The organism is Brevibacillus sp. NPDC058079 (genome assembly GCF_042885155.1).
In the GTDB taxonomy this organism is placed as follows: domain Bacteria; phylum Bacillota; class Bacilli; order Brevibacillales; family Brevibacillaceae; genus Brevibacillus.
On the sequence record NZ_JBHVSO010000009.1, the window covers coordinates 142,473 to 161,648 of the forward strand.

Below are 19,176 nucleotides of genomic sequence, written 5' to 3' on the forward strand. Positions count from 1 at the left end.
TTTCTTTGAAAGGGGGGATGCCATTAAGGGATGATGGAGTTTGTTTCTGATAACTAAATTCATTACCGTTTAACAGGAGGAGAAACCAGATGAAAAAATTTACAAAAACAATCTTGGCGAGCACACTCGCTGCAACAATGCTCATGACATCAGGAACAGGTGCTTTTGCCGCAACAGCGGTTAAGCCTGTCACAACCGTAGCTGCTGAAACTGCTAAAAAACCGCAAGCGAAGAAGTTTGAATCCCGTTTGGATGAAATCATCGCGAGAGGCTACATCCTCGTAGGTACTCCGGGGGACTACAAACCGTTTACATATTTGAATCCGAAAACAAACCAATTCGAAGGTTACGATATCGATGCGATGAAAGAATTCGCAAAAAGCCTGGGAGTAGAGGCTCGTTTTGTCCAAACCTCTTGGCCGACACTGATGGACGATCTCTTGGCAAATAAATTCGATATTGCTGTCGGAGGCGTTACGCGCAACACAGACCGCCAGAAAAAAGCACACATGAGCGATCCTTATATTATGTTCGGTAAAGCTCCGCTCATTCGTGCAGAAGACAAAGACAAGTACAAGAGTGTAGCAGACATCAACAAGCCAGAGGTGCGCATTGGTGTGAATCCAGGTGGCACCAACGAAAAATTCGTTCGTGAGCATCTGACAAAAGCAACTGTAACGGTTGAACAAAACAACCTCGACATTCCTGGTCTGGTAGCAAGCGGTAAGTACGATGTGATGATCACAGATACGCTGGAAGCGATTGTGTATTCCAAAGCAGATTCCCGCCTGTATCCAGCTCTGACCGACAACCCGTTCACAAAGAGTGAAAAAGCGTACATGATCCATCGCGGAGACACCATCTTCGCTAACTACCTGGATCTGTGGATGGACGAGATGAAACTGCAAGGAATGTTCGATGAGCTTTACAACAAATGGGTAAAATAATTCCATGACAGACAAGCAGCCCAGTCCTGGGCTGCTTTCTTTTTTTTACAAACTGAATCAGCACAAATTGGGACGATTTGGGTATATATGCAGTTTGCTTTTTCAAGCATTGCATGGTACGATTACAGCTATGTTCTTTAGGGTGCTACGTACAATCGGGGATAAAAGGGCATGTTCCGGATCGTAAGGAATAGTGCCCTTTTTTATGAGAATTTTATATATGAAGGTATTGATAAAGGAGACTGACATTCATTGGCGACTTTTAATGATTTTGGCTTACATCACTCCATTGTTAGAGCTTTGAGCAATATGGGCTTCGAAGAGGCTACAGCGATTCAGGATCAAACCGTTCCAGTAGCGTTGCAAGGACGCGACCTGATCGGTCAGGCGCAAACAGGTACTGGTAAAACGGCTGCATTCGGTATTCCATTGATTGAACGCTTGGATGAAACAAGCGGAAACATTCAAGGGGTTGTATTGACTCCTACTCGTGAGCTGGCTGTTCAGGTTGCAGAAGAGATTAATAAAATTGCCCAATTCAAAAACATCTCTGCCCTGCCAATCTACGGTGGTCAAGACATCACGCGTCAAATCAAGGCGTTGAAAAAACGTCCACAAATCATCGTAGCAACACCTGGTCGTTTCATGGACCACATGAGAAGAAAAACCATTCGTCTGGATGCCATTGAGGTTGTTGTTTTGGACGAAGCGGATGAAATGCTGAACATGGGTTTCATCGACGACATCAAGGAAATCTTGAAAGAGGTTCCAGACAATCGTCAAACGCTGCTGTTCTCAGCTACGATGCCGAGAGCGATCCAAGAAATTGCGCAACAGTTCATGAACGAACCAACCATAATTCAAGTGAAAGCAAAAGAAGTAACCGTGCCAAACATTGCACAGGAATACATGGAAGTAGCTGAAAAGCAGAAGTTCGATGTACTGTGCCGTTTGCTGGATATTCACTCCCCTGAGCTGGCTATCATTTTCGGTAGAACCAAGCGCAGAGTTGATGAGCTGTCCGAAGCCCTGACCAAGCGTGGTTATGGTGCAGAAGGTATCCACGGTGACTTGAACCAAGCGAAACGCGACAGCGTGCTCCGCAAGTTCAAGGAAGGTACGATCGAAGTACTGGTAGCGACTGACGTGGCTGCACGTGGCTTGGACATCAGTGGTGTAACGCATGTATTTAACTTTGATATTCCACAAGACTCCGAGAGCTACGTTCACCGTATCGGTAGAACGGGACGTGCTGGTAAAACAGGTCTGGCAATCACGTTTGTGACTTCCCGTGAAATCGACCATCTGCGTCTGATTGAGCGTACAACGAACCGTCGCATGGAGCGCCGTGCGGTTCCTTCGATGGCTGAGGCTTTGGAAGGTCAACAAAAGATGACGGTAGACAAAATTCTCGAAGCATCTGGAAGAGACGATCTGTCTGCTTATAAAACGCTGGCAGAGCAATTGCTGGAGGATGTCGATTCCGTAACACTCGTTTCCGCAGCACTCAAGCTGTTGACCAAAGAGCCAGATATGACTCCAGTTCGCCTGACAGAAGAGGCTCCTCTTCGTGTAGGTAAGAAAAAGCTACCTCCAAAAGGAAAAGGTGGCTTCGGTTCCGGTTCCGGTTTTGGTGGAAAGCGTCCATCTCGCCCACGCAATGGCGACTCTCGTCCACGCAGTGGTGACTCTCGTCCACGCAGCGGTGACTCTCGTCCACGCAGTGGTGACTCTCGTCCACGCAGCGGTGACTCTCGTCCACGTAGCGGTGACTCCCGTCCACGCAGTGGCGAATCTCGTCAACCACGCAGCTAAGAATCGAGCGGTATAGTAAGCAAAGACTGGTGTGCACTTGTGCGCATCGGTCTTTTTTTCATGTTGACCTGCCTGCGAATATTTAGGGTGATCTGTGACAAACTAGGAGTGTTTTGGCACGGATTTTTCGCGCAGGGAGAGAGTGCACGCATGAGGAAAACAGCCATTGGAAAGTGGGCTGGTATTTGGCTCGCCGTATTGGGTGGGGGGATGTCGGTTCATGCAACTGGACATTCCCTTGATCAAGCGAAGGAGATTTCTGCGATTATCGAGCCAACAGACATTACCAAAGAGGACGCCATACGAATCGCCTTGCAGCAGGTAAAAGGGCGGGTTGTCCATGTTGAATTGGAAAAAGACGAAGGTGTTCTCGCGTATGAAATTATTATTCTCACCGAGCAAAATCAGGTGTTTGAGATTGATGTCGATGTGAAGACCGGAAAAGTGATCAAGGTTGAATCGGAAAATTTGTAAGGAGAAGGCTTCTGCAACTGGGCAGAGGTCTTTTTCCTATGGGCAATTAAGTTTTGGCAACAACGACTCAGACAAATTCGCGCTTTGATTTTGTTGTTACCCCCTATGAAAACGCTTTATATTTGAGGTGTACACATTATCATTTTAATCATGTCAACATCTCATAAATAGGGGTAAAGGAGGGTGCAGTATGGAGAGCGTGGAAACAAAAAACACTTCGGGTGGAATACGGGTCTCGGTACAAAAGTTTGGACGGTTCTTGAGTGCGATGGTGATGCCAAATATCGGTGCTTTCATCGCTTGGGGATTGATTACCGCTTTATTTATCCCAACGGGTTGGCTGCCTAACGAAAATTTGGCCAAACTGGTTGGACCGATGATTACGTATTTACTGCCACTGCTGATCGGTTATACCGGCGGGAAGATGGTCCATGATGTTCGAGGCGGGGTCGTAGGTGCCGTCGCTACGATGGGGGTTGTCGTAGGTGCAGACATCCCGATGTTCCTGGGAGCCATGATCATGGGGCCTTTGGGCGGCTGGGTCATGAAAAAAGTGGACCAATTGTTCGAAGGAAAAATTCGTTCCGGCTTTGAAATGCTAGTGAATAACTTTTCCGCTGGTATTGTGGGCGGGTTACTGACACTTTTGGCTTTCCAAGCAATTGGGCCTGTCGTTGTAGGCTTGAGCAAGGCGCTTGCAGCGGGTGTAGAAGTCATTGTAGGTGCAGGATTGCTGCCGCTTGCCAGCATTTTCATCGAGCCAGCGAAGATCCTGTTTCTGAACAATGCGATTAACCACGGTATTCTGAGCCCGATCGGTCTGGATGAAGCGGCGAAGCTGGGGCAATCGATTTTCTTCCTGCTTGAATCCAATCCGGGGCCAGGTCTGGGAATATTGTTGGCATACTGGCTTGCTGGCAGAGGCAGTGCCAAGCAATCCGCGCCAGGTGCTGTCATCATTCACTTCTTCGGGGGTATCCACGAAATTTACTTCCCGTATGTGCTGATGAATCCGCGTCTGATTCTAGCGGCCATTGGTGGCGGGATGGCTGGTGTGTTTACCTTCACGCTGCTTGGCGCAGGATTGGTGGCGCCACCGTCTCCAGGTAGTATTTTCGCTTTGATTGCAATGGCTCCACGTGGTGGATTGCTACCGGTACTGGCTGGTGTGTTGGCAGCGACTGTCGTGTCCTTCCTCATAGCGTCTGCTCTCTTGAAAATGAGCGCGAAGACAGACGAAGATGAACTAGAAAAAGCGACAGAAAAAATGCAAGAGATGAAAGGCAAAAAAGCACAGGCACAAGAAGCGGTAGAAGCTCCAGTGAAGCATGAGGTAGCTGCTGCTGACGTGAAAAAAGTTGTCTTCTCTTGCGATGCGGGAATGGGCTCTAGTGCGATGGGTGCGGCGTCCTTGCGTAAAAAGTTCAAGGATGCGGGACTGACCGAGATTACGGTCATCAATACGGCGATCAACGACATTCCAGGTGACGCTGATATTGTCATTACGCACAAGTCTTTAACAGAAAGAGCGCAGGTCAAAGCGCCTTCTGCGGAGCATATCTCCATTGAAAATTTCTTGAATAGTCCCGAGTATGACAAGTTGGTCAAACGCCTGGGGTAAAGGGAATCAACGCTAGTGAAAGCTAGCGTCTTCCCTCTTTGGCGTTGAGGAGGGAACTAAGACATGCATGTATCCTCTCGACAGCGATCCATTATCGAGATTTTATTGAAGGAACAAAAAGGAGTTACCGTTGGTTCGATCGCCGAGCAGATTGGAGTAAGCGGTCGTACCGTTCACAGGGAATTGGATGCGCTGGCTTCCTTGTTTGACGAATTTGAACTGGATCTGGTCAGAAAAACAGGTTCAGGGCTTGAAGTGGTGGGGACCGACGAGCAAAAGCTTGCACTCAGAATGTCTGTCCTGCATCACATGACGAAGGAATACACCGCGCAGGAACGAAAGGCAATCATCCTGTGCGCGCTTCTGGAGGCATCGGAGCCAGTCAAGCTGATTTCGCTGGCGATCGATTTGAAAGTGACGACAGCGACCATCAGCCATGATCTGGATGATTTGGAGACCATGCTTGCTCGTTACGATCTGTCACTCTTGCGAAAAAGAGGGTACGGCGTAGAGCTGCAAGGTACAGAGTCATCCAAGCGGCGGGCTATCAGCAGACTGATTGCCGAGCATCTGGACGATCACGAGCTGATTGGGATTATCAAAGAAAATATTCAAAACAAGGCATTGCGAGACATCGACTCGATATCAGAACGGCTGCTTGGCTTGATTGACCGGGAAAAGCTGATTAAGGTCGAGAATGCATTGAGCCATCTGGACGAGGAGCTTCCCTATCCTTTGGCAGACAGCGCTTATCTCGGATTGGTCACGCATTTGGCATTGGCCATGGAACGGATTGAAAAAGGCGAGGGCATTCATTTTGACGAGAATACCCTTAGTGAATTGAATGGAACTCCCGAATACGAAATAGCCAGCAACATCATGGAACGGCTGAAGCAGATTTTCCAAAAGGATATCCCAGCAGATGAGATCGGCTATATTACGATGCATTTGAGGGGAGCCAAGCTGCGGCATTCTCCGGATGACCAGGTATGGACCGAAAATACGGAGCTCATGGTCATTACGAAACGCTTCATTCAAGCCTGCGAAGAACGCTTGGACATTCCGCTTGGCAATGACGCCTCGCTGTTCCATGGTCTACTGACGCATTTGGAGCCAGCGTTGTACCGATTACAGCGGAAGATGGAGATTCGCAATCCGATTCTCGAGCAGATCAAGCAAAACTATCCTGAGCTATTTACCGTAACAAGTGAAGCAGTCCATACGATTTTGCCAGAGCTACAAGTTCCAGATGAAGAGATCGGGTACCTGGTGATGCATCTTGGTGCGGCATTGGAGAGAACGCGCCATGAGCAGCAGTGGTACCGGGCATTAGTGGTATGCTCCAGCGGAATCGGCTCCTCCAAGATTTTGGCAACGCGGATCAAAAAAGAAATACCGGAAATCGTCAGCTTGAAAAATCTGTCCATGTTCGATTTGGAAGAGGTTCCAGCAACGGAATATGACTTGGTCATTTCCACCCTTCCATTGCCGCTCGATCCAGCAGAATATGTCGTGGTCAGCCCGCTGCTTCCGCCAGACGACATCCAAAAAATTAAATATCAATTGCACACGACGAACCAGAAACGATCCCATCAGGAGAAAAGTCAGCTGGTTCCCGTAGGACAGCAGTCCATCGAACAACTAAGGGCTATGCAATACTACACAGCGTATGCCAATGAGCTTTACGACGGGCTGTGGGGAATGAGATGGGACAACCGTGATCAGGACATCGCCCAGCTTTTGAGCCAAATCAGCAAGAGGCTGAAAGAGCGTGGAACGATCGAGGAGGTCGAACCGGTAGTCAAGCAGTTGATCGAGCGGGAAAAGCTCGGCGGTTTGGGGATTCCGGGAACATCCTTGGCTCTTTTTCACGGAAGAAATGAAGCAGTGAACCAGGCGTCTTTTACGTTTCACCAATTGCGAGAGCCCGTCCTTCTTCGCTCGATGGATGAAGAAGTGATATCCATTGACATGCTTCTGCTACTTTTAGGGCCGAAAGAAGTGCCGAAGGAAGGGTTGGAAGTACTCAGTGAGATCAGCTCCCTTTTGATTGAAGAAGAAATGCAAGCGGTTTTGAAAACAGGAGAAACACAGCAAATTGCTGATTATATAGCAGGCAAAATGTATGTGTTTTGCCTCAAAAAGATAGGATTGGAGAGATCGAAATGAAAAACATACTGACAGCAGAAAAAATCATGTTGAATGCAAAGGTAGCCAATAAAGAAGAAGCGATCAGACTGGCAGGACAATTGCTAGTGCGTGCAGGCCACGTAACGGAGGCGTATCTAGAGAAAATGCAAGAGCGCGAGCAGTTGGCGACCACATATATCGGAAGCGGCGTAGCCATCCCTCATGGAACAAACGAATCCAAGGCAGAGATTCAATCCACCGGGATCTCCATCATTCAAGTTCCCGAGGGCGTAGATTTTGGAGAAGGAAATACAGCTTACTTGCTGGTAGGTATTGCTGCTGTTGGAGACGAGCATCTGGAGGTGCTCTCGAACATTGCGATTCTTTGCTCCGAGGAAGAAAACGTCAAGCGGATTGTAAACGCGGCTTCGGCGGAAGAAATCATCGCGATGTTCTCCGAGGAGGTGTAATCTCCTATGCTAGCTGTACATTTTGGAGCAGGGAACATTGGGCGAGGCTTTATCGGGCAACTGTTGCAAAAGGCTGGCTATGAAATTGTGTTTGTGGATGTCAATGCGGCTTTGGTCGATGAGCTAAATGAGCGAAAAATGTATCGCGTACAACTAGCAACAACAGGAAAACCGGAGTCGGTCGTGGAAGGAGTTCGAGCGATAAATGGTCAGGATGTAACGGCGGTAGCTGAAGCGATCGCAACTGCCGATTTGGTTACGACGGCAGTTGGTCCCAACATTCTTCCGCACATTGCAGGTGCTATCGCAGCCGGCATTACCCGGAGACTTTCTGTTCATGCGAAGCCACTGAATGTGATTGCATGCGAAAACATGATTGGCGGCAGTGAGAAGCTGAAGGAACATGTGTATGAGCATCTGACGGAATCGGTTCAAGCCAAGGCAGCACAATGGATCGGATTCCCCAATGCAGCCGTAGACCGGATTGTTCCTTTACAGCAGCATGATGACAAGCTGTTGGTTATGGTTGAAACGTTTTTCGAATGGGTGGTAGATTCGTCGCAGATGGTTGGAGAAGTCCCTACCATAGAGGGCGTTACCTATGTGGAGGATCTCGCGCCGTACATCGAAAGAAAGCTGTTTACCGTCAACACAGGTCATGCGGTCATCGCGTACCTGGGGTATCAGCTGGGGATGAAAACGATTGATGAAGCGATGCGAGACGACCGGATTGTTCAGGCGACACGCGCGGCTCTTCAGGAGACAGGTGCACTGCTTGCTGCCAAGTACGGATTTGACCCGCAAGTTCATGGGCAGTATGTAGAAAAAATCCTCGGCAGATACACCAATCCGCTGCTGTCTGACGATATTGTCAGGGTGGCACGTTCGCCGATCCGCAAGCTGTCGCAGCATGATCGTTTGGTCGGACCAGCGCTGCAATGCATGGAAAAAGGAATAAATTCAGAGTATTTAGGTCTGGCTATTGCAGCGGCACTGGCATTCGACTATCCCGAGGATGCGGAGTCCGCACAGATACAAGCAAGCCTGAAAGAGTTTGGATGGGAAAATACATTACACAATTGTACCGGCATTCCGGCAGGTCATCCTCTTGAGGAGATCGTGCGCGCACAGGCACGCAGATTGAAGGAATGGTCAGGTAGCCATTGAGAGAGGCTGGTGTTACGATGTCCCAAAAGATCACAGGTGTAAAAGCTTCAGCAGGTATAGCCATTGGCAAGGCGTTTTTACTGACAACGCCCGATTTACAGATCAATACCGTAGCGATTGAAGATCCGGCGAGTGAAATCCAACGTTTTCAAGAGGCATTGGCTCGAGCAAAAAATGATTTGGAGGACATCGTTCTGCGCGTGGAGCGGGAGATGGGGACGGATCATGCAGACATTTTCAAAGCTCACCTGCTCGTCTTGGAAGACCCGGAACTGGTCGATACTGTCAAAGATAAAATCTCAAACGAAAAGACAAACGCTGAAAGTGCCTTGAATGATGTCGCGCAAGCATTCATCGGACTTTTCGAGCAAATGGATAACGAATACATGCGGGAGAGAGCAGCAGATATTCGTGACGTAACCAAACGTGTACTTTCTTACTTACTTGGGGTACCGTTTGCAGGACTTGGTGAGCTGACAGAGGAAGTAATCATTGTAGCGGATGATTTGACGCCCTCCGATACCGCCCAATTAGACCGTCGCTATGTCAAAGGCTTCGTCACGGATATTGGTGGACGAACCTCGCATTCTGCGATTATGGCACGTTCTCTGGAGATTCCTGCTGTTGTCGGAACACAAGGGATCACTCGTGCAGTTCAGCCCGCGACGCTCATCATTCTCGATGGGCATGAAGGGATCGCGATTATTGACCCGAGTGAAGAGGAGATCGCTGTCTACAAACGCAAGCGGGCTGATTACGAAGCGCAAAAGGCCGAACTGGCGAAGCTTGTGAACAATAAAACGGTCACGTTGGACAATCATCATGTCGAGCTTGCCGCCAATATCGGAAGTCCTGAAGATGTTGCTGGGGCAAACGCCAATGGTGCTGAAGGTGTCGGGCTGTTCCGCACTGAATTTCTGTACATGGGACGAAATGATTTTCCGACGGAAGATGAGCAATACATTGCATACAAGCACGTGCTGGAGCATATGGGCGACCGCCCGGTGGTTATTCGCACATTGGACATTGGCGGGGACAAGCATCTCTCTTACTTGGCTTTGCCAGAAGAAATGAACCCGTTTCTTGGACATCGCGCCATCCGGCTGTGTCTCGACAACCAAGAATTGTTTCGTACGCAGCTGCGTGCTCTATTGCGCGCAAGTGTACACGGCAATCTGAAAATCATGTTTCCGATGATTGCGACACTGGAGGAGTTCCGCCAGGCGAAAGCGATTTTGGAGGAAGAGAAAAAATCATTGGTAGATCGTGGAATTGTAGTATCCGATCAGTACGAAGTGGGTATCATGATTGAGATCCCTGCTGCGGCACTGATGGCCGATCAATTTGCACGCGAAGTTGACTTTTTCAGCATTGGAACCAATGATTTAATTCAATACACAATGGCAGCCGACCGTATGAACGAGAAGGTCGCTTATCTCTACCAGCCTTATCACCCTGCCGTTTTGCGCTTGCTGCACAACGTCATTAAAGCAGGGCACGCGCAGAACAAATGGGTAGGTATGTGCGGAGAGATGGCGGGCGATCCAATCGCGATTCCAATTCTGTTGGGAATGGGTCTGGATGAATTTAGTATGAGTGCAGGGAGCATTTTGCCTGCGCGCCAACAGCTGTGTCGTTTGAACGTGGAGGACGCAGCGAAACAGATTGATACGATTTTACAGATGAGCACTTCTGCACAAGTAGAGGCGTTCGTGAAGGAATGGCTTGAGAGAGTGTAGTAAAGGAGGCATATCAGAATGGTAGAGAAAAAAATAGTGGTTCATTTGGCGCACGGCCTGCATGCACGTCCTGCTGCGAATTTTGTGAAGGTGGCCACGACATTTTCCAGCGAAATTAAAATCATCAAAAATGAGAAAAATGTAAATGGCAAGAGCATCATGGGCATTATGGCAGCAGCGATTGGAAAAGGGGAAGAAATTACCCTGATCACGGATGGTGTCGATGAACAAGAAGCGATGGCAGCATTGGAAAAAGCATTGACTGAAAAGGAATAGCGAAAAGAAAAGGAAAGACGATAAGCCCCTCAAAAATTGAGGGGTTTTTCTGTTGTTCCGGGAAGTTCACGTAGACAGAAGGTGTGCAAGAGGGTGCGAAAAGGGTGTCAGTCGCTTTTGGGCTCGTTGTTCTTCTAAAAGCAGCTCCATTTTCAGGCGGATGCGCTCCGAGTGTGTGGTTTTGTAGAGGGGGATTACCAAATTCCGTGTTTCCAAAGGATCAGTCGTGAGATTGTACAATTCGTAATCAGTCATTGTGGGGTTGTATACATCCTCGGCAAAATAGCGGGAGTATTTCCATAAAGCGCTGTGCCCGGCGGAATACATGTAGGTGAGGATCGTTTCAATCCGATTGGGAGGAATGACAGAGTCATAGGGCTGGTGCTGCACGCTCATTTGGTGCTGTCCTTTTGTCACATCGTCGTCCGTCATGAAGTAGATCGGCTCGCTGGAGATAGATTCCGTATCGTGAGACAAGATGAGGGGAGTAAGATCACGACCGACAAGAGGGCGTACCTCGCTATGTGTATAAATCAGCTCCTCACTAAGCCTATCTGTGTCTGCTCCAGCCATCCCGAGTAGTGTCGGAAGAATATCCACATGACTGGTTAACAGCTCTGTGGAGGTTGCGTGTGGAAAAAGGAGTGGGTTGTGGATAATGAGAGGAACGTGAATCGCCTCTTCATAGGCACAGTACCATTTTTGATGCAGATTGCCGTGAGCACCCAACAATTCGCCGTGATCGGATGTGAACACGACGAGTGTCTCGGGATAAAACGAGCAGGAGGCGAGTGCTTCAAGAACACGCATCACTTCCCGATCGGCGTTTTGCTGGAGCTGATAGTACAGTCTTCGATAATGGGCTTGGTCCGAAATGGGCTGGAACGCTTGTGGATATACCTCCCGATAACTCGCTTGGCAGCGCGGTTTTGTCGCAAGTGATTCGTACTGAGTAGGGGGCGGGGAAACTGTGGGAACGGACTTATCCACATGGAAGCGAAAAAACGGTGTGCCCGCAGAGATATCCCCATAGATCGCGATGTCATGTGGATTGACGAAAGACGCCACGATCAGCCAAGGATGGCAGCTTTCAACGGAGTTTTTTTCCAGGTCCAGTGCATGGAGCAGCTCGATGACTTCGCTGCTGTATACCACATCACGACCATTTACTCCGATGGCTGCGGACGAACCGGAGTTATGCGGCGCTATTCCATGCGGTTCAGGCCCTATCCAACTGGAGAAGCCATAGCCGTCCAGCCGATCGGCAAGCAAGTATAAGCGCTCTTTATCTGGATCAGGAACTCCCGTTATAGGGGTATAGCTGGGGATAGGAAAGTGGGTGCCCGGTACCCAGATGTCGGCATCGGATATATGCCACTTGCCTTTATAGAAACACCGATAGCCCGCTTGACGAAAATAATTTCCCATCGTCGGGACGGTATTGCGATCAAGCCAGAACATGTCGCTGTCGGGAGATCGTTTAGCGGCACCGCTGGTCTGGGTGACACCGTGCAAAGAGGGATACTGACCGGTGAACAGGGTAGCTCTGCTAGGGCAACAGGCTGTGGAGCCAACGTAATGACGCTTGAACTCCAACCCATGCTCTCGCAAAAAAGCATGAGCGTGGAGTGTATCCTCGCTCCATTCACGTATCGCAGGCTCTTCATAAACAGGGGGAAACCGTTCCTGATCCACAATGATGAATAAGATGTTCGGTCGTCTCCTCAACCATTTTCTCGACATATAGATCCCCCTCGGCAAAGATGTACACATCTTTATCAACATATGGGGATAAAGTTTGTCCTTATCCACAAAAAAACTCGCCGATTATCAAGAAATCGGCGAATTCGAATTCGGATATTTGGTTATCCACAGCTATTTATACCAATACAAAGGAGAGTACCGATAAAAGAATCGAAGTAATACTCATGGCAATCAGTGGGCGCGCCGCTTTTGTCCGCAGTGCACGCAGATTGACATTGAGGCCAAGCCCGACCATAGCCATGGTGAGCACAAAGGTTGTGACATTGGCGACGCCATTATGGAACGCTTCTGAGACAGGAATGGATGTGCCGAGAACGTAGCTTCCAAAAACACTCATGGCGAGGAAGCCGATCAGGAACCAAGGGAATTCGATCTTGGTGCCACTTTGTAATTTCCCGGAGCGTTTCATCCAAACCATCAGGATAAAACAGAGCGGAACCAACAGGAGCACACGCCCCAATTTTGCCAGCAGTGCAATGGCTAGCCCATCTTGACCTGCTGGTGCAGCAGCCAATGCGACATGAGCAATCTCGTGCAGACTAATTCCTGACCACATGCCGTATTCGACCGCGGACAGGGGAAGAAATGGACGCAGGATCGTGTAGGCAACAGCAAATAGGGTTCCGACGAGTGCGATCATTCCTACCCCGATGGCGGTATCTTCATCCTTGGCGGCAATGATAGGCGAGACGGCTGCAATTGCCGCTGCTCCACAGACGCCTGTACCGACTCCGAGCATGAGGGAGAGGGAAGAGTCTGCTTTCAACCACTTGGCTATCAGCATCGTCACCGCGATTGCAAAGATAATGACACCAGCGTCATAGACGAGAAGCCCGAGGCCTTCATTCAAGACGACGTCGATATTGAGCTTAAGACCGTACAAAATAATAGCCAGACGCAGTAAACGTTTGGCGGAAAATTGAATCCCTGATCGCAATACTTCCGGATATCCACGAAAATGCCGGTATGCGACCGCGATCAGGATCGAACAGGCGAGGGGGCCGACTTGTTGAAAGCCAGGTATTTTCGCTAAGCCGTAGCCTGTCAGGGCGATGAAAAAAGTAAAAGCGATTCCAGCCATCCACAGTGAGAAGGATGCGGGGGTGCTTTCGTTGTTTTTTGCGGGCTGTACGCCGGCATTGCTTTCATTCAATGGCACGCTGCTTTTGATCGGAGTTGCCATTGCCATCACTCCTCGAAAAGATTTACAAACTCAGCATACGGCAACTGTTATAATAAGAAAAATAAATCATTGCGATGATCATCATAAGTGAAATGAATGGTTAGTGGTGGAAAGGAGAGTGAAGGCAGTTGGATCAGCATTTGCTTGTGTTCGTGACCGTTGCAGACAGACAGAACTTTTCCCGAGCCGCAGAAGAGCTCCATATGACGCAGCCTGCCGTTAGTCAGTATATTCATGCGCTGGAGCGCACGATAGGGACAAAGCTCCTGGAGCGAAGCAACAAATATGTTCGCTTGAATAAAGCAGGGGAGATTGTCTATCATCACGCTCGGGAGATCTTGGGCTTGTACACGCGGATGCAGAGCCTCGTGGATGATTTGATGAATACGCCAAGCGGGCATTTGACTATTGGCGCCAGCTACACATATGGAGAGTATGTGCTGCCTCATGTCATTGCGCGTCTTCGTCAGTATTACCCAATGATTACCCCCACGATTACGATTCACAATTCCACAGTCATTGCTGAGCTGGTGGCGAAGCGACAACTCGACGTCGGGATTGTTGAGGGGGAGTATGTGGACGAAAAAATGTGCGTGGAGCCGTTTGCTGATGATCGTATGTATTTGATTGCTTCTCCACAGCATCGATTGGCTGGGCAGACTGAGGTTAGCGTTGATGAACTCATGCAGGAAACGTGGATTGTGCGGGAAGAAGGGTCAGGCACGAGGGAAGCGGCCGAGAAAATGTTTCGCCAGCTGCAATTCACACCGCAAAAGCGAATGGAGTTCGGCAGTACACAGGTGATCAAGGAATCAGTGGAGGCTGGCTTGGGAATCAGCTTACTGTCTTATTGGGCCATCCGCAAAGAACGCAAGCTCGGCACGCTCTGTACATTGAAGGTGGCGGGGACACCGGTTACCCGTGATTTTTCGCTCGTCACGAAATCCGACGAGTTTCATACCAAAGCATTGGACATTTTCATGGATCTTATCCGCACACATGTGCCGGAGGGGGCCCATACATAAAAGAGGAAGCGGCACGATCGGTACGTGCTGCTTCCTCTTTTTTATTTCAAGCGGACGAGGTCTGGATGGGCGAGTGAAAGACGAAAGGTTGTTCCTTCTGGAGAAGTCCGAATCAATTCGACATTTCCGTTGTGTGCTTTTGCTAATAGTCGGGAGATCGTCAGGCCAAGCCCCAATCCCTGTTTCTTTTTGCGTTTGCTATCGCCGCGATAGTACCGTTCGAAAATGAATGGAACCTCTGACTCAGGAATCCCTTTTCCATTGTCGGTCACGTCGATGGAGAGGAAGTCGCTTTGATTATGGACACCGATCTCGATCTGCGTTGCATTTGCAGCAGCGCTGTTCCCTAATAAATTGAGCAAAATTTGTTTAACATGTGATTCATCGCCGATCCATACGATTTCTGGTCCAGTCGGGTTAACTGTCACAGATACGTCTGCAAATGAAGGCAAGGTTTGCACCTGTGCGACTATCTGATTTAACGTGCTGTCGATTTGAATGGATTGCTTTTCGACGAATACCTCACCTGCTTCCATTGAAGAAAAGTCGAGGAGGTCATTGACCATTGTCTGGAGTCGCTTGGCTTCGTCCATGCTGATTTGCATGAATTCATCCGCATCTGCACCTTTCACGACGCCGTCTTTGACCGCTTGAATCATCCCGCGGATCGAGGTGACAGGGGTACGTAGCTCATGGGAAACACCAGCCAAAAGGTCGGTGCGCATCCGCTCTAGTTGTCCAAGCCGTTTCGCCATATCGTCAAAGGAATGAATCAGCTGACTGATTTCCGCTTCTTTGATTTTGGAAGAATTGGGCAAGGACGGCGTGTAATTCCCGCTGGATATTTGCTCTGCCGCTATTGCCAACTGCCGCAAGGGCTGTGTTAACGAGCGAGAAAGTACATAGACGATGGCCCAACCGCACAAAGTGATGATTCCGATGGAAACCATGATCGTGATATAGGTGTGGACCAAATCATTGTTAAGGGGGGTACTGACGTAATAAGTGCCTGCGACTGCATTGTGTTCATAGTAAGGGACACCTACACGAAGCCAGGTAGCTCCCTTTGTGGCAACGACCTCCCGTATTTCCTTTGTTTTGTCCACAGGCTGGGCAGGAGTAGGCAACTGCGCAACGGTAACGGTCGTCGTCTGATTCAGCATATCCTTCTTGAACGTCTTGCCCGCATCATCGTAAATCTGTACCACGTGATCGATTGGGACAGTCGGCATGACTCGAAATGCGATCATGGCGGTATTGGCTGCGGGTGCTGAGGTGTCAGGAATAGCCGGAGACGCAGGGCCAGCCACACCAGTGACAGCCTGATTGGAGATACCAACAGTTGTTTGTGCGAAATCCTCTATCTTTACAGAAGAAGTCGAGGTGTCCTTGGCAAGCAACACCTTGGTATACGAATCAGCGAGCAACTCTGTTCTTGCTTCCAATACTTGAAACTGTTGTTCTGTAGCTGCTTTATTAATCCAATAGATGCCAAAAAAGCCGATACCAAAAAGAATGACCGATAATATCAAGGCATAGCGCCACGTCCAGTAACGCAAGAGCGGCACAGCAGTTCTAGTAGAAGTAGATCGTTTAGTAAACACGCAGGCTATACCCCATTCCTCTGATTGTGCTGATTTCCCCTTCGGAAGTCGGCCAAGGTAGCAAGCTTTTGCGCAAGCGCTTCACTGCGGTATCCACAGAGCGATCGCCCCCTTCAAAATCCATTCCCCAGACCTGATCCAGCAACTGATCGCGGCTGAAGCATTGGTTGGGATGTCGCGCCAGGAAAACGAGCAGCTGCCAATCCCGTGGCATCAAGGCAAGGGGTGTTTTCCCGATCAAGGCATTTTGGGCAGTAACATCTATGGAAAGTGTCCCGAGTCTGATCGTATCTGCTTCGGCGATATAAGAGGAACGGCGGAGCACAGCTTGTACACGGGCGAGCACTTCTTCTGGATCAAATGGCTTGGCGATGTAATCATCTGCACCTTGTGCCAGCCCTTGGAGCTTGTCTGGCACGGTACCGCGCGCAGTGATAATGATGACGGGACAACTGCCGTATTGGCGAATCTGGTCGAGTATGTCCAGACCGTCGTGATCAGGCAGCATCAAGTCAAGCAGGACAAGTTCAGGTTTCCAGGACAGGAAAGTCGGAATCGCCTCGTGATCACCGACGTTCCACTTTACTTCGTAGCCTGCTCGTTCCAGATAGACGCTGATAAGACGCGCAATCGGTATCTCATCCTCAATGAGTAGAATTCGTTTCACCAGGCATCACCTCGTTTCTAAAATGAATCCGAACGTAATCTGTCGTTATCTATCATAGCAATGATGCATGGAAAATGGACTGACATCATTTGTAAAAGCATCGGTTATCTATCAAAAAGGAATTGTGTGTCCATTACATGGCGGCCGCCTTCCTCGCTTCGCCAATACATGTAGGAATACCTCTGACAGCATCGCGTCAGAGGTATTTGCTTTCGTTATTTGACAGTGTGCCTGTATCACAATTGACGTATGGTTTATTTTTGGGAAGCAGGTGCTACTGTTTCGCCGCGTGTGATTTTGCCTTCTTTTTCAAGCTGCTTGATCAACTCTTCCACGGAGATGCCCTTTTCTTTTGCCATTTGCTCTAAGCTGATTGCTGGTTTAGTAAAGGAAGCTGCTTCACCAGTGGCGATCGTGCCTTCTTTTTCAAGCTGCTTGATCAACTCTTCCACAGAGATGCCTTTTTCTTTCGCTACTTCTTCCAGATTGATAAATGCCGTGGTTGCCAGCTTGCCTTGTTCTTTAAGCTGCTCGATCAGCTCTTCTACGGAGATGCCTTTTTCTTTCGCCATTTCTTCCAGATTCATAGCAGGATCCAGAGCGATGAATGCTCCGCCGTCCTCGTTTTCAGGATCGAGAGAAATGACTGCGAAGCCCTGAATGGTGCCGTCTGGGTTGCTGGTAGCTGTTGCTTTCGTCAGTTTGCCTTCTTTTTCAAGCTGCTCGATCAGCTCTTCTACAGAGATGCCTTTTTCTTTCGCCATTTCTTCCAGGTTCATCGTCTTAATGTTATCGCTGTTGGCATCGAATTTCATGAAGGAAAAGCTAGTTGTCAGATCGCCGTCTTTCGTGATAGTAGCTGCTCCTTTCGTCAGTTTTCCTTCTTTTTCAAGCTGCTTGATCAACTCTTCCACAGTGATGCCCTTTTCCTTTGCCATTTGCTCCAGGTTAAGAATCGGTTTGTTAAGAGCATCTGTACCATCTTTGGTCACCATTTTCAGTGGAGCATAAGAACCGGTCGTTTGCGCTGGTTCATTTGCCGCAAACGCGGAACCTGCCATTGCGGATACTGCCAAAGCCATAACTGTCATTGCCATTTTCTTTTTCATTGTAAAATTCCTCCTTGGGGGGTTTTTAGATTGTGGTGAGCCATGTTTGTGGGCTTGCCCGTCTTGGCTACAACCTAAAGATAATCTGGGCGTGTGTCCGTAATATGACCGGATTATGGAAAAGTGACGGAATGCCGAAAACACTTGCATACAATAATGGCTGGAGACGGTGGACATACGCTATAAATTGAAATGCATGTAGAAATACCTCTGACAACATCGCGTCAGAGGTATATGTTTTCGTTATGTGACAGTGTGCCTGTATCACAATTGAGGTACGGTTTATTATAGGGAGTCAGGTGCTACTGTTTCGCCCCGTGTGATTTTGCCTTCTTTTTCAAGCTGCTTGATCAACTCTTCCACGGAGATGCCCTTTTCTTTTGCCATTTGCTCCAAACTGATTGCAGGGTGAGTAAAGGAAGCTGCTTCACCAGTGGCGATCGTGCCTTCTTTTTCAAGTTGCTTGATCAACTCTTCCACAGAGATGCCTTTTTCTTTCGCTACTTCTTCCAGATTGATAACTGCCGTGGAAGCATACATTGCCAGCTTGCCATCTTCTTTAAGCTGCTCGATCAACTCTTCTACGGAGATGCCTTTTTCTTTCGCCATTTCTTCCAGATTCATAGCAGGGTCCAGAGCGATGAATGCTCCGCCGTCCTTGTTTTCAGGATCGAGAGAAATGACTGTGAGGCCCGGAGTGGTGCCGTCTGGGGAGCTGGTAGCAACTCCTGTCGTCACCTTGCCTTCTTTTTTCAGCTGCTCGATCAACTCTTCTACAGAGATGCCTTTTTCTTTCGCCATTTCGTTCAGGTCGATCGGCTTACTGTTATCGCTGTTAGCATCGAATTTCATGAAGGAGAAGCTAGTTGTCAGATCGCCGTCTTTCGTGATAGTAGCTGCTCCTTTCGTCAGTTTGCCTTCTTTTTCAAGCTGCTTGATCAACTCTTCCACAGTGATGCCCTTTTCCTTTGCCATTTGCTCCAGGTTAAGAATCGGTTTGTTAAGAGCATCTGTACCATCTTTGGTCACCATTTTCAGTGGAGCATAAGAACCGGTCGTTTGCGCTGGTTCATTTGCCGCAAACGCGGAACCTGCCATTGCGGATACTGCCAAAGCCATAACTGTCATTGCCATTTTCTTTTTCATTGTAAAATTCCTCCTTGAGGGGTTTTTAGATTGTGGTGA

The 19,176-nt window shown here is 48.8% G+C and carries 16 protein-coding genes; 10 read left to right on the forward strand and 6 right to left on the reverse strand.

Annotation, left to right across the window (positions count from 1 at the left end):
* Positions 1–89 precede the first annotated feature (89 nt).
* The 9 genes from ACFVS2_RS24455 to ACFVS2_RS24495 all read left to right on the forward strand — a co-directional run bounded on the left by ACFVS2_RS24455 (position 90) and on the right by ACFVS2_RS24495 (position 10,639).
* Entirely contained in the window at positions 90–947 is an 858-nt protein-coding gene (locus tag ACFVS2_RS24455; RefSeq protein ID WP_390238523.1) for a transporter substrate-binding domain-containing protein, read from the forward strand.
* A 252-nt stretch (positions 948–1,199) separates the two neighbouring features.
* A complete protein-coding gene (gene cshA / locus ACFVS2_RS24460; RefSeq protein ID WP_390238526.1) occupies positions 1,200–2,762 on the forward strand; it encodes a degradosome RNA helicase CshA in 1,563 nt (520 codons plus the stop codon).
* A gap of 150 nt (positions 2,763–2,912) precedes the next feature.
* Entirely contained in the window at positions 2,913–3,236 is a 324-nt protein-coding gene (locus ACFVS2_RS24465) for a PepSY domain-containing protein (RefSeq protein WP_007724997.1), read from the forward strand.
* Between the two features lie 190 nt (positions 3,237–3,426).
* The gene (locus ACFVS2_RS24470; protein WP_390238529.1) at positions 3,427–4,857 is read left to right on the forward strand and encodes a PTS mannitol transporter subunit IIBC; all 1,431 of its coding nucleotides are present in this window, start codon (positions 3,427–3,429) and stop codon (positions 4,855–4,857) included.
* Positions 4,858–4,920: 63 nt separating this feature from the next.
* Positions 4,921–7,026 (forward strand): BglG family transcription antiterminator, encoded by a 2,106-nt coding sequence (locus tag ACFVS2_RS24475; protein WP_390238532.1) that lies wholly within the window; start codon positions 4,921–4,923, stop codon positions 7,024–7,026.
* Positions 7,023–7,457 carry a PTS mannitol transporter subunit IIA gene (locus tag ACFVS2_RS24480; RefSeq protein WP_016739619.1) on the forward strand — a complete coding sequence of 145 codons (435 nt, stop codon included), beginning with the start codon at positions 7,023–7,025 and terminating at the stop codon, positions 7,455–7,457. Before ACFVS2_RS24475 ends, ACFVS2_RS24480 begins: the two co-directional genes overlap by 4 nt.
* A gap of 6 nt (positions 7,458–7,463) precedes the next feature.
* Entirely contained in the window at positions 7,464–8,624 is a 1,161-nt protein-coding gene (locus ACFVS2_RS24485) for a mannitol-1-phosphate 5-dehydrogenase (RefSeq protein WP_390238535.1), read from the forward strand.
* A gap of 17 nt (positions 8,625–8,641) precedes the next feature.
* Complete coding sequence (gene ptsP / locus ACFVS2_RS24490; RefSeq protein WP_390238539.1) at positions 8,642–10,363, forward strand: phosphoenolpyruvate--protein phosphotransferase; 1,722 nt, start codon at positions 8,642–8,644, stop codon at positions 10,361–10,363.
* A gap of 18 nt (positions 10,364–10,381) precedes the next feature.
* Entirely contained in the window at positions 10,382–10,639 is a 258-nt protein-coding gene (locus ACFVS2_RS24495) for an HPr family phosphocarrier protein (protein WP_390238541.1), read from the forward strand.
* Between the two features lie 66 nt (positions 10,640–10,705).
* On the opposite strand, the gene ACFVS2_RS24500 is transcribed toward ACFVS2_RS24495, so the two are convergent.
* Both ACFVS2_RS24500 and ACFVS2_RS24505 read right to left on the reverse strand, forming a co-directional pair.
* Positions 10,706–12,382, reverse strand: coding sequence for a sulfatase family protein (locus tag ACFVS2_RS24500; RefSeq protein WP_390238544.1), 1,677 nt, complete (start codon positions 12,380–12,382; stop codon positions 10,706–10,708).
* A 136-nt stretch (positions 12,383–12,518) separates the two neighbouring features.
* Entirely contained in the window at positions 12,519–13,586 is a 1,068-nt protein-coding gene (locus tag ACFVS2_RS24505) for a YeiH family protein (RefSeq protein WP_390238547.1), read from the reverse strand.
* A gap of 128 nt (positions 13,587–13,714) precedes the next feature.
* Here ACFVS2_RS24505 and ACFVS2_RS24510 point away from each other — a divergent pair, with 128 nt between their 5' ends.
* Complete coding sequence (locus ACFVS2_RS24510) at positions 13,715–14,611, forward strand: LysR family transcriptional regulator (protein WP_390238549.1); 897 nt, start codon at positions 13,715–13,717, stop codon at positions 14,609–14,611.
* A 41-nt stretch (positions 14,612–14,652) separates the two neighbouring features.
* On the opposite strand, the gene ACFVS2_RS24515 is transcribed toward ACFVS2_RS24510, so the two are convergent.
* From ACFVS2_RS24515 to ACFVS2_RS24530, 4 genes are all read right to left on the reverse strand, one after another.
* Entirely contained in the window at positions 14,653–16,215 is a 1,563-nt protein-coding gene (locus tag ACFVS2_RS24515; RefSeq protein ID WP_390238552.1) for a sensor histidine kinase, read from the reverse strand.
* Positions 16,205–16,882 carry a response regulator transcription factor gene (locus tag ACFVS2_RS24520; protein WP_390238554.1) on the reverse strand — a complete coding sequence of 226 codons (678 nt, stop codon included), beginning with the start codon at positions 16,880–16,882 and terminating at the stop codon, positions 16,205–16,207. The genes ACFVS2_RS24515 and ACFVS2_RS24520 overlap by 11 nt, the downstream gene beginning before the upstream one ends.
* Before the next feature lie 254 nt (positions 16,883–17,136).
* Positions 17,137–17,991, reverse strand: a complete 855-nt coding sequence (locus ACFVS2_RS24525; protein WP_390238556.1) for a sigma-70 family RNA polymerase sigma factor — start codon at positions 17,989–17,991, stop codon at positions 17,137–17,139.
* Positions 17,992–18,276: 285 nt separating this feature from the next.
* The gene (locus ACFVS2_RS24530) at positions 18,277–19,137 is read right to left on the reverse strand and encodes a hypothetical protein (RefSeq protein ID WP_390238559.1); all 861 of its coding nucleotides are present in this window, start codon (positions 19,135–19,137) and stop codon (positions 18,277–18,279) included.
* Between the last annotated feature and the right edge of the window lie 39 nt (positions 19,138–19,176).

Coding starts and splice junctions, on each gene's coding strand:
- ACFVS2_RS24455 (WP_390238523.1), top strand. CDS start 90: ATGAAAAAATTTACAAAAACAATCTTGGCGAGCACACTCGCTGCAACA.
- ACFVS2_RS24525 (WP_390238556.1), bottom strand. CDS start 17,991: ATGAAAAAGAAAATGGCAATGACAGTTATGGCTTTGGCAGTATCCGCA.
- ACFVS2_RS24465 (WP_007724997.1), top strand. CDS start 2,913: ATGAGGAAAACAGCCATTGGAAAGTGGGCTGGTATTTGGCTCGCCGTA.
- ACFVS2_RS24500 (WP_390238544.1), bottom strand. CDS start 12,382: ATGTCGAGAAAATGGTTGAGGAGACGACCGAACATCTTATTCATCATT.
- ACFVS2_RS24480 (WP_016739619.1), top strand. CDS start 7,023: ATGAAAAACATACTGACAGCAGAAAAAATCATGTTGAATGCAAAGGTA.
- ACFVS2_RS24495 (WP_390238541.1), top strand. CDS start 10,382: ATGGTAGAGAAAAAAATAGTGGTTCATTTGGCGCACGGCCTGCATGCA.
- ACFVS2_RS24505 (WP_390238547.1), bottom strand. CDS start 13,586: ATGGCAACTCCGATCAAAAGCAGCGTGCCATTGAATGAAAGCAATGCC.
- ACFVS2_RS24485 (WP_390238535.1), top strand. CDS start 7,464: ATGCTAGCTGTACATTTTGGAGCAGGGAACATTGGGCGAGGCTTTATC.
- ACFVS2_RS24530 (WP_390238559.1), bottom strand. CDS start 19,137: ATGAAAAAGAAAATGGCAATGACAGTTATGGCTTTGGCAGTATCCGCA.
- ACFVS2_RS24475 (WP_390238532.1), top strand. CDS start 4,921: ATGCATGTATCCTCTCGACAGCGATCCATTATCGAGATTTTATTGAAG.
- ptsP (WP_390238539.1), top strand. CDS start 8,642: ATGTCCCAAAAGATCACAGGTGTAAAAGCTTCAGCAGGTATAGCCATT.
- ACFVS2_RS24470 (WP_390238529.1), top strand. CDS start 3,427: ATGGAGAGCGTGGAAACAAAAAACACTTCGGGTGGAATACGGGTCTCG.